Genomic DNA, 11462 nt, shown 5'->3' on the forward strand with positions numbered 1-11462 from the left:
CTTACTGATCAAAATAATAAGTGCTCGTTCCTATTTCCTGACGAATACTTATAAAGTATAAGCTAGAATATTTCGCTTTTCAACAAAATATTAACTTTAAACCGATATTTTATTTTTAATGTTCGTGTTTTACACTTATAAAAAAACACGCAATAACCTTCGTTATCACGTGTCTCTACTTTATACTAATTCATACCTCTTTAAATCCTCTTTTTCAAGAAAAACACTACCGTCGATCCAGCAGATAGCCAACCTAAAATAACTAACGCCGTAGTTGATTGTTCACCTGTTTTTGGCAATTCTTTTTTTCCAGCAGTTTCAGAAAGTTGGTCAGAATCTCCTGTTGTTAAATTCTGTTCTGTCTTTTTCGGCAAAATAGGGATCGTAAAAACAGCCTGATTATTTTCGCTGTCAATCACCAAAGCGGTCAATTTCTCTTTTCCTGCAAGTTTCAATGACGCAACATTTAGTTTGATGATCCCATCACCATCTGCTTGTCCTTGAAGATCACCTATTGACGGCTCCGCTGTTCTTGTTAGTGTTTGAGGTAAATCACCAACAAAAATAGCTATCGTAGCATTCGGTAATGTTACTCCTCGTAAAAGCTCATCATCTTCATACAATGGATCGAAAAGAGTCGCTTTTTTTAATCGATCATTATCTGTTGGCTCCGGCGTTGGTTCCACCGGCTCAACTGATTTAGCCAACGTTTTACGCCCTTCAATCGAAGCTTCGATCAATTCACCCGCTGCTTCCTTACTTTCAATATAGCTGATAAAGGTCTCTGTATCTGGTTGAATCGCATTGACCAAACGGCTTTCAGTGAAACCGGAAAAGCCATCTCCTCCACCAAACAAGAAATCATTAATCACAACTAAATAAGGTTGTTCTGCTTGGATCGGTGTTCCATCTTTCTTATGCATCTCTTTCACTACATATGGCTGATTCGGATCATCTGTTTCAACGAATGTATAAGTTAAACCAGAAATTTGTAAAAAATAGCGTTCTTCTTCGTCATATTGCTCATTCAATACTTGTTGGATTTGAGCTCCTGTCATTTCAACAACTTGCATGATATTTCCAAATGGTTGAACGGCCTGCGCCGCACCCCAAGTGATCTCACCATTTTCACCTACGATCAAATCTGCTCGAATACCGCCATTATTTGTCATCGCAAAGTCAGCATCGATCCCTTGAGCTTTGGCCATTGCAACTTGACCATCTGTAATTAAATTTCCCAAAGGAGATTCTTTGAATTCATTGACTTCACGAGTAATAAGTTGGTTATCCTTGGCGGTTCCGATTTTCTTATTTGTCACAGCAGCCACCCGCTCGCTAGCATCCTTGACTGTTTTGTCTACATTTTCATCGATTTTTGGTGTTTTATTTCCTGCTGGATCAACCGCTGAAACAGTTGCATCTGGTGTTTTCACAAAGTCATTGGTCGTTGGATCTAAGGTTCCTTGAAGGTCGATATAACCTTTCCCTTGTGCTGTTGATTGAACAACTCTCGTATTATTGACTACACCATTGGTATATTGATGATTATGTGCGGCAAAAAAAGCATCAACACTATTTTCAGGATAGATTTTATTGACTTCATTTAGAATTTCTGCTGCTTCGCCTTCCACTTTTCCTGCTTTACTTGTTGCTGGAATGTGAGCTAAAACAACGATCGCATTTACCCCTTGATTTCTCAGCTGGCTAGAATAGTAAGCGATCGTTTGTGCCTCATCTAGAAAATCATAAGCTTCATAATGCTCTCTCAACACTAAATTAGGAATTTCTGTCGTTACCACCCCAATAAAACCAACCTTGACTTTATTAGACCCAGTACCAACTTCCCTGATCGTATACGGCTGCCAGCCAAATGGAATTTCTTCGGTACCTTTTTTGACCACATTCCCAATAACTATTTGGGTTTTGGAAGCTTCTCTTGGATAGGCCGTCAAAATACCATATGGATCATCAACTGGTTTTGTACCAGTCATGATTCGGTTGAATTCTGCCAGCCCTTCATCAAATTCATGATTTCCTAGTGTCCCTATTGAAAAATCCATCTGATTCAAAACTTTGATCGTTGGCTCATCTTGAAGTAGTCCTGAGTTTGCCGGACTTGCTCCAACCATGTCACCAGCTTGTACACGTAAAGTTTGTCCACCTTTATTATTTTTTGAAAACTGTTCCTGAGCTTGATTGAGATAACCAGCTAATAAAGGTGCAGTTCCAGCTTTTTCAACTTTATTTCCTAGGTCATCATAAAATGATCCTGTTGTATTCAATGCACCGTGAAAATCGTTGATTCCTAAAAGCTGAAAAGGAATCAGCTCTCCTTCATCAAATGATTCTACCTGTTCAGATGTTGATTGTTTTTCCGTTGTTTCTGCTTGTGCAGCCTCGTTGTCCCACACAACTCCGCTACTGATTCCACCAATAACAAATAGAATCGTTAGTATCGAATTTTGCCACTTTTTCATCCTGTATACTCCTTCGCGTTTATTCCCTATTTAATCACTTAGTTAAAGAGTAACAAGTTCCAAACACCCTGTCAATGACTTCTATCAATTCTATTTTGCTGTTTTAAGCTGAAAATCATCCCAAGTAAAATCAACTGAAAGGCTGTAAACAGAAGGACGAACAACCATTTTTCCTGCGACCATTGGAAAAAAATTATCTGTAATGTATGAACAGGTTTGGTAAATAGATGGACACTATGTAGACGATCAAAGCGTCCGACAAAAATCGCTAGACTTGATAAGCTAGAAATCAGGACTGTGATTAGTCCAAATTGCCAGTGTTTCGTCATGATTCCTTTTTTATTTGCTTCATCCATTAGCGAAAATAAGGTGTCCATCCCTAAAAGGCCATATACCAAAATACCAGTAGACAAAAGAACAAAGCTAAACCAATCGTGTATCGATTGAAGAAAAATTTGATTACTTCCTTGATAGATCGTCAATTCGGCCAAATGAAAGAAATCAGTAAATAGGTATGGCGCATTCGGATAAAAAATCAGCCAAAAAGCTGCCAAGAAATAAAACATTTTACACTTGACCCGCTCAAAATAAAAACTAATTTCAATCGGAATATAGGCTAGAAATACATTGAGTGCCATAAATTGATAGCTTTTTGCATACAGCAACATATACACACAATATAGAATTGTTCCAATGCGAATCATCCAGCGAAATTTTTGATTCAACTGCTCCACCACCTTTTCTCATCAAGTGTATCACAAGCGTAAATTTATAGAAAATTTTCTTGAAAACTTGTTATTCTCCTATTTTATGCTAGACTATCCTTAAGAAAACATCCTGGAGGAATCACCTTGAAAAAATTAATTGCAATAGATTTAGATGGCACAACGTTAAATAACCAGTCCCTTATTAGCCCGACAACAGAAAAAGCACTGAAAAAAGCAATCGATCATGGACACTATGTAAGCATTGTGACAGGACGCCCATACCGTATGAGCAGTCAATTTTACCGTCAATTAGGATTAACAACACCAATGGTCAACTTTAATGGTGCACTTGTTCATTTACCAGAAAAAAAATGGGCGGATGAAAAAGAGACAGGCATCAAAAGAGACTTAGTTTTTGACATATTGGCGCAGAAACAAGCATTGAACCTTGACTTTGTTGCGGCTGAAAATAAAGAAACCTTTTACATCGACACATTAGATTATTTTGATCCAGCTTTCTTCGCATCTGAAGCTACACCAAGCAATCTACTTACGACGAAAAATTTAGTCACTGATCCAACATCCATGATGGTTCGTACAACACATGATCAAGCAAAAAATGTTTCAGATTCTTTAATGAAACAATATGGTGAATACGTTGATGTCAGAACTTGGGGAGGTCCAACACCCATCTTGGAAATCGTTTCTAAAGGTATTCAAAAAGCGAAAGGCGTTGAACAAGTAGCTAGCTTCCTTAATGTCAATCGCGCTGATATTCTGGCATTCGGTGATGAACATAACGATGAAGAAATGCTTGATTACGTTGGTTGGGGCGTGGCAATGAAAAATGCGACAGATAAAATCAAATCGGTCGCAAATGATATTACAGAAAAAACAAATGATGATGATGGTTTAGCTGATTACTTAACTCGATATTTAGATTTAAATGATCATTAATATGATTTTTCTACATTTATCAGATCATGATAATTTTTATAAGACTACTGCACAAGTTTGAATTATGCAGTAGTCTTTTTTTATCTTTACAATTCTTATACTTCTTGATAAAATAAGAACACACGTTCGTTTAATTAAGAAAAGAGGAATAGTTATGGATTTATCTAAAAAAATTGAGATCCTTGCTGAATCAGCCAAATATGATGTCTCCTGCTCCAGCAGCGGTGTTGCCGATAATCAGCGCACAGGCTCTGTCGGCAGCACAGCAAAAGCTGGGATTTGTCATTCATTCACAAGTGATGGACGTTGTGTCTCCTTACTAAAACTACTATTTACAAATGCTTGTATTTTTGATTGTCACTATTGCATCAATAGAAAATCTAATGCTATTCCCCGTGCCACTTTTACACCGCAGGAAGTCGCCGATCTAACAATGGATTTTTATATGAGGAATTACATTGAAGGCTTATTTTTAAGCTCTGCTATTATAAAAAATGTTGATTATACAAGCGAGCTTTTGATCAAAACCCTAAAGATTTTACGTCATGAAAAAGGGTTCAAGGGCTATATCCATGTAAAAGCAATTCCTGGAGCCGATGAAAAGTTGATCGAAGAGCTTGGATTTCTTGCTGATCGAATGAGTGTCAATGTTGAACTACCTTCACGTGAAAGCCTCAAGCTTTTAGCACCAGATAAAGATCCCTTTGCTTTATACAAACCTATGAAGCAAATCACCCATAAGAAGAAAGAATTATCCTTGGTTCCAGCGCTAAAGAGAGAAAGCTCTTTTGTGCCCGCTGGACAGTCTACACAAATGATTATTGGTGCTTCACCGGAAAGCGATCATTCCATCGTTAAAATTGCTGAAAATCTTTATCAAAAATATGATTTGAGACGTGTTTATTACTCTGCCTATATCCCTGTAAATCAAGATTCATTATTACCTGCAGTTACGACCGATCCACCTTTGCTGCGAGAACACCGATTGTATCAGGCTGATTGGCTCTTACGTTTTTATCGCTTTTCTGCTGATGAAATTTTGTCGCCAGAAAAACCTAATTTCAATTTATACTTAGATCCTAAAGCAAATTGGGCTGTTCAAAATTACGAGCAATTTCCTGTTGATGTACAAACTGCGTCATACGAGCGACTATTACGAATACCAGGCATCGGACCAAAAAGTGCTCAAAATATTGTGAAAGCAAGAAAATACTATAAATTACATTTGTCTGACCTAAAAAAATTAGGCGTCGTTGTTAAACGAGCTCAGTATTTTGTCAGCTGCAACGGCGCTGTTCAAGCAGGATTGATTCAAGAGCCTGAATGGATAATCACTTCTTTAATTTCCTCCAAACAGTATGACACATTAAAAAAAGTAAATACGCAATCCAAACATGAGCAGTTGTCTTTATTTGATGTGGAACGCTTTGAAGCGACCAAACATAAGGAGATGCGTTATGTCAATTGAAGAATCAAATGAAGTTTGGGAATATGACGGTAGTTATTATGGATTTTTAACGATCGTTTACCATGCATTTAAAAAGAACTATTTTCCGGAAATGATTTTGTCTCCTGAAAATGCTGTTGAAAGTCTCTTTATTAGCGAATGGTTCGAGACGGATGAACAGCTGGCAAAAAAAATCTATCACCGATTGGAACAACGACTGCGGAAAGAAAATCTTCAATTTATTATCGATGGCTTTTATTGTTCATTAAAAGAAAAAGAACGTTGTTTATTAGATGCAATTCAAATTGCTTTATCAACAAAAGACTTATTGATCAATCATTTAGGACATCCTTCGATTCTTGCTTTACAAAAGTCCTTACAGGCTTTGTTCAGTGAAGTTCATTTGTTTACGGGATTTGTTCGCTTTGAATATGTTGGGGCTTTCCTGTACAGTCAAATTGCACCTAAGCACTTTTCTTTACCTTACTTATGTCCACATTTTGCACAGAGATATCCAAATGAAACAATCATGATTTATGATGAAACTCACCGTTTACTAGGAATCATCGAACAAGCTCAGATTCGATTTATCGAAAACACAGATCCCCCAACATTTCACGCTCAGACTTGTGAACAAGAAGTTCAAGACAATTGGCGAACCTTTCTTCGAGCTGTAACCATTGAAGAACGCAGAAACGAACAAGTTCAATTATCCCACCTGCCTAAACGTTTTCGCGGAAATATGATTGATTTTAGAGAATAGAAAAGAGCGCGACAAAACATACTAGTATGTTTTGTCGCGCTCTTTTCTATTCCATTCAATCGATCCTAAGGTGAACCTTTTTCACGATCAATTTATCTGGTAACTGTGATTGGTTGCTTTGTTCACCAATGACTTCAGCAAAAATATTGGTACGGTCTTCTTTTTTCTGAAGCTGATAATCAATTTTACCCGTCTCGTTCAATTCATTCATCATTTCATTATAGTTGTCTGATTCTGTTTTGCGCGTAATAAAGCCTAGACTAACAAGCTGTTCATCTAAGTTTTTGGCTGATATCAATGAGCCAAAAGCAATTTTTTGCCGAATCGTCTGGTTCAATTGAGCGATTTTCACCTTTGGATCTTGTTGAGCAGACTGCTTTTCCAATAAAGCTTCATACTGTTCCACTGTCAGCATGACCCCTGCAACTCTATTTCTATTATAGATATAGACGCCTGTTTGTTCTTTCTTAGCTGTAGCAAAGACAGTCATCGGCGACTGCTTCACATCTGTGATCGAAACAGAAATTTCTTTTTCACTTTTCATTCGTCAACTTCCCTTCCTAGACGATTATATCATACAGATAAACTGTGTGAAGGGCTTTTTATGAATTGCTTGTATGAATGAAAATTGTGAGAATATCTACTTCACATTGAATCAATCGCTTTAAAACCGATATCCTTACGGTAAAACAAGCATGTCGTGTCCATTTTTTCTAGGCGATCATAGACTGCTTCCTGCGCTTCTTTCAACGTATCTCGACTTGCTTCAACTAAATACACACGTCCGCCATCTGAAAGAAGCTGCCCTGTCATTTCTTTTACGCCTGCATAATAAATATGTTCATCTTCAGCATCAAAAGCAAATGGGATTGGATGATCTTTTTGATAGTCTCCCGGATATCCCTTTGCTGCAACCACCACGCCTAAACTATACCCATTTTGCTTCCATTCAATTTCTGGTGTTTCCCCATGTAATAGATCATCAATAATTTGAGCCAGATCGCTATTCAAGCGCTGTAAAACAACTTGGGTTTCCGGATCGCCAAAACGCGCATTAAATTCAATTACTTTCGGTCCAGTAGAAGTTGCGATCAAACCCGTATATAAAATCCCGGTGAAGGCTTTTCCTTCTTCGATCATTCCAAGCGCTGTCGGCTTTACGATCGTTGAGATAGCTTCGTCAATAAGTGATTGAGGAATTTGAGGTACAGGTGCATACGCACCCATTCCACCCGTATTCGGACCTAAATCGCCATCATATGCACGCTTGTGATCCTGAGCGACCACCATTGGATAAACTTCTTGCTCACGAACAAAAGCTAATAGCGAAAATTCTTCTCCTTCAAGAAATTCCTCCACAACAACTTTAGCGCCACTTTGTCCAAACTTATTTTCCTTAAGCATATCTTCAAGTGCTTCAATAGCTTCGTCAGTTGTTTCTGCCACAACAACACCTTTGCCAGCAGCCAAACCATCCGCTTTTATTACGATCGGCGCCCCTTTTTCAAGAACATACGCTTTTGCTCGTTCGAAGTCAGAAAATGTCTGATGCTCTGCTGTCGGAATATGATATCGATTCATTAGTTCTTTTGCAAAATCCTTAGAACCCTCAATCAATGCAGCGGCCTTTGTTGGTCCAAAAATCAATAAACCAGCGGCGGTAAAATCATCCACGATTCCATTTAAAAGAGGAAGTTCAGGACCAACAAATGTCCAATCGATTTTTTGCTCCTTGGCGAACTTGATTAAGCTGTCATGATCATCTTCAGCGATATCAACAAGTTGAATCCCATCATTTTTCATTCCAGCATTCCCTTTTGCACAGAAAACGGAATCAACCTTCGGACTTTGATACAATTTTTGAGCAATCGTATGCTCTCTACCGCCGCTTCCGATCACTAAAATATTTAATCCCATGCTACTCTCCTTTTAATGTCTAAAGTGTCTAACATCTGTAAAGACCATTGCAATTCCATACTTATCAGCCATGTCGATCGACTCTTGATCTTTGATACTTCCGCCCGGCTGAATGATTGCTTTGATGCCATGATCTCCAGCATAAGCCACACTATCTCCCATCGGGAAAAAGGCATCACTGGCTAGAACTGCTTCCTCGATCGCTGCGCCTGCCTGTTCAATCGCAATCTGAACAGAACCAACGCGATTCATCTGACCTGCTCCGATCCCAAGTGTTTGATGATTATTCGCCACAACGATGGCATTACTTTTTACATGTTTTACAGCTTTCCAAGCAAACTCAAGCGCAGCTAATTCCTTTTCACTAGGTACTCTTTTTGTCACAACTTGCCAATCGTCTTTTGTTTCAGTAATGACGTCTTGGTTTTGAATCAGCAAACCTCCTAAAACAGAGATTTTTTCATCTTTTAACGCTTGATCTTTTTTGGAAAAATCTAAGGTCATTAAGCGTAGATTTTTTTTCTTTGATAACAGTTCCAGCGCTTCCTCTGAGAAACTCGGCGCAATGATGATCTCAAGAAACAGCTGGTGCATCTTTTCAGCTACTGATATATCTACCTCACGATTCAACACGATGATCCCGCCAAAAATCGACACAGGATCAGCTTCATACGCATATTGGTATGCTTCATCGATCGTTTGACCGATCCCTATACCACAAGGGTTCATGTGTTTCACCGCTACAACTGCCGGTTCCGAATATTCTCTAGAAATTCGAATCGCTGCATCCGCATCCCGAATATTGTTATAGGATAATTCTTTTCCATGCAGCTGCTGTGCACTAGCGATTGAAAAAGCCGTTGGTAAAGCATCTTGATAAAAGGTTGCTTGTTGATGACTATTTTCACCATATCGCAGTGATTGCTTTAATTCATAAGTCAACGTAAGTGATTCAGGTTCTACCTCACCGACTAAATCTGTCAGATATTCCGCAATCAATGCATCATATGCAGCCGTATGACGAAAAACCTTGGCCGCCAATTTTTTTCTGGTAGAAAGAGCTGTCTGTCCATTTTCTTTCAGCTCAGACAAAATCAATGGGTAATCTGCGGGATCAACAACAACAGTGACTGCCTGATGATTTTTAGCAGCACTTCGTAACATGCTAGGACCACCAATATCAATATTTTCGATCGCTTCTTCTTCTGTGACATTTTCTTTTAAAATCGTTTCTTTAAACGGATATAAATTCACACAAACAAAATCGATCGGTCGAATGTCATGCTGCTCCATTGCTTCCATATGAGAAGGCACGTCGCGACGTCCTAATAATCCGCCATGAATGTTAGGATGCAGTGTTTTGACCCGTCCGTCCATCATTTCTGGAAAACCAGTTACTTCATCAATTGAGAGAGTCGGAAGACCAGCTTGATCAAGAGTTGCTTTCGTCCCTCCAGTAGAAATAATTTCGATCCCCAGTGCAATCAATCCCTCTACAAAAGAAACGATCCCTGTTTTATCTGAAACGCTGACCAGTGCTCTTCTTTTCATCATAAAAAACTCTCTCCTTGTTGTGATTTAATTATTTGTGCTAAAACAGTTGGATACAAACGATGCTCAACTGCATGAATTTTTTTCTCCAGATCGCTCAATGTATCGGCAGCTTCAATAGCCACAGATTCTTGAGCAATGATCGGACCTGTATCCACGCCAGCATCAACAAAATGAATCGTCACTCCCGTTTTTTTCACGCCACTTTCAAAAGCATCTTTGATGCCTGTTAAACCGGGAAAATCTGGCAGCAGCGACGGATGAACATTGATGATTCTATTTGCAAAAACTTCCAATAATGTCGCTCCAATAATTCTCATATAACCTGCCAAAATAATCAAATCGATTTGTTCTTCTTCAAGTAGATGGAGCAACTCCGCCTCATAAATCTCTTTTGATTCAAAATCCTTAGGTGAAAAAGAAATAACAGGAATCGATAAAGTTCGTGCCCGCTGAATCACATAGGCATCCTTTTTATCACAAAATAACAAACTGATTTCTCCTGGGATCGTTCCTGCTTCAACTGCTTCTGCAATCACTTGAAAATTACTGCCATTTCCTGAAGCAAATACAGCTAATTTCATTTTCACACCTCTTTAAATAGAATCGGCTGATTTTCTCTTCGCAATACTTTTCCAATGACATAGCCCGTTTCGCCAACCTCACTTAAAATAACTTGAACATCGTCAACCTTTTGCGGTGAAACAGCTAACACCATTCCAATTCCCATATTGAAGATCTCAAACATTTCCGATTCAGGTATTTGTCCATATTTTTCAAGCGTTGTAAATATTGGTAACTTAGGCCATGAATCTAATTGAATCTCTGCACATAGCTCTTTTGGCAACATACGTGGAATATTCTCCACAAAGCCGCCTCCTGTAATATGCGCTGCGCCATTTAGTAACCCTTGTTTAATTAAAGGCAGCATAGCTTTGGCATAGATTTTAGTTGGTTTCAATAACTCATCTGACAATTGCGTTTCATTCAACTCCGGAATGATCGACGTGCCTGTAAGCGCGTGTTTTTCAAAAAAGATTTTACGAACAAGGGAATAGCCATTCGAATGGATACCGCTTGCCGGTAAACCAATCAAAATATCTCCTGTCTTTACTGAATCGCCGGTTATTACTTGACTTTTTTCTGCAACACCGACTGCAAAACCTGCTAAATCATATTCTGACTCGTCGTACATCCCCGGCATCTCAGCCGTTTCACCGCCAATCAATGCAGCTCCTGCTTGAAGACACCCGTCGGCAACTCCAGCAACAACTTTTTCTAAACGTTCTGGAACATTTTTTCCAGTTGCTATATAGTCAAGAAAATATAGTGGTTCCGCTCCTTGTGCGACAATATCATTCACGCACATTGCCACACAATCGATCCCGATCGTATCATGTCGATCCGCCTCAAGTGCGACCATCAATTTTGTTCCTACCCCGTCTGTTCCCGAAATCAAGACAGGCTCCTTCACATCCACCATACTCAAGTCAAAACATCCGCCAAAGCCTCCAAGAGCACCCATCACACCAGCGCGTTCGGTTCGTTTCACATGTTTTTTTATTCTTTCAACTACTTCATAACCAGCCTCAACATCTACACCAGCTTTTGCATAGGCATTTGCCATCTGTGTTCCTCCTGTC

The 11462-nt window shown here is 39.0% G+C and carries 10 protein-coding genes; 3 read left to right on the forward strand and 7 right to left on the reverse strand.

Annotated features, from left to right (window positions below):
• Positions 1–200 precede the first annotated feature (200 nt).
• Both CC204_RS03975 and CC204_RS03980 read right to left on the reverse strand, forming a co-directional pair.
• Entirely contained in the window at positions 201–2477 is a 2277-nt protein-coding gene (locus tag CC204_RS03975; protein WP_088268926.1) for a 5'-nucleotidase C-terminal domain-containing protein, read from the reverse strand.
• A gap of 71 nt (positions 2478–2548) precedes the next feature.
• Positions 2549–3145: a DUF1361 domain-containing protein gene (locus CC204_RS03980; RefSeq protein WP_088271649.1), complete on the reverse strand. Its 597-nt coding sequence runs from the start codon at positions 3143–3145 to the stop codon at positions 2549–2551.
• 183 nt (positions 3146–3328) lie between these two features.
• Between CC204_RS03980 and CC204_RS03985 the strand changes: the two genes are divergently transcribed.
• The 3 genes from CC204_RS03985 (at position 3329) to CC204_RS03995 (ending at position 6351) form a co-directional block, all read left to right on the forward strand.
• A complete protein-coding gene (locus CC204_RS03985; protein ID WP_088268927.1) occupies positions 3329–4141 on the forward strand; it encodes a Cof-type HAD-IIB family hydrolase in 813 nt (270 codons plus the stop codon).
• Positions 4142–4295: 154 nt separating this feature from the next.
• Entirely contained in the window at positions 4296–5609 is a 1314-nt protein-coding gene (locus CC204_RS03990) for a putative DNA modification/repair radical SAM protein (protein ID WP_088268928.1), read from the forward strand.
• On the forward strand, positions 5599–6351 hold the full coding sequence (locus CC204_RS03995; protein WP_088268929.1) for a TIGR03915 family putative DNA repair protein: 753 nt from the start codon (positions 5599–5601) through the stop codon (positions 6349–6351). The genes CC204_RS03990 and CC204_RS03995 overlap by 11 nt, the downstream gene beginning before the upstream one ends.
• 55 nt (positions 6352–6406) lie before the next feature.
• On the opposite strand, the gene CC204_RS04000 is transcribed toward CC204_RS03995, so the two are convergent.
• The 5 genes from CC204_RS04000 to purM form a co-directional block, all read right to left on the reverse strand.
• Positions 6407–6895 (reverse strand): type II toxin-antitoxin system Phd/YefM family antitoxin, encoded by a 489-nt coding sequence (locus CC204_RS04000; RefSeq protein WP_088268930.1) that lies wholly within the window; start codon positions 6893–6895, stop codon positions 6407–6409.
• A 101-nt stretch (positions 6896–6996) separates the two neighbouring features.
• A complete protein-coding gene (gene purD / locus CC204_RS04005) occupies positions 6997–8268 on the reverse strand; it encodes a phosphoribosylamine--glycine ligase (RefSeq protein WP_088268931.1) in 1272 nt (423 codons plus the stop codon).
• Between the two features lie 12 nt (positions 8269–8280).
• Positions 8281–9822 (reverse strand): bifunctional phosphoribosylaminoimidazolecarboxamide formyltransferase/IMP cyclohydrolase, encoded by a 1542-nt coding sequence (gene purH, locus CC204_RS04010; RefSeq protein WP_188634463.1) that lies wholly within the window; start codon positions 9820–9822, stop codon positions 8281–8283.
• Positions 9819–10403, reverse strand: a complete 585-nt coding sequence (gene purN, locus CC204_RS04015) for a phosphoribosylglycinamide formyltransferase (RefSeq protein ID WP_088268932.1) — start codon at positions 10401–10403, stop codon at positions 9819–9821. The genes purH and purN overlap by 4 nt, the downstream gene beginning before the upstream one ends.
• A 2-nt stretch (positions 10404–10405) precedes the next feature.
• Positions 10406–11446, reverse strand: a complete 1041-nt coding sequence (gene purM / locus CC204_RS04020) for a phosphoribosylformylglycinamidine cyclo-ligase (protein WP_088268933.1) — start codon at positions 11444–11446, stop codon at positions 10406–10408.
• Between the last annotated feature and the right edge of the window lie 16 nt (positions 11447–11462).

This window comes from Enterococcus wangshanyuanii (assembly GCF_002197645.1).
Classification (GTDB): Bacteria; Bacillota; Bacilli; order Lactobacillales; family Enterococcaceae; genus Enterococcus_L; species Enterococcus_L wangshanyuanii.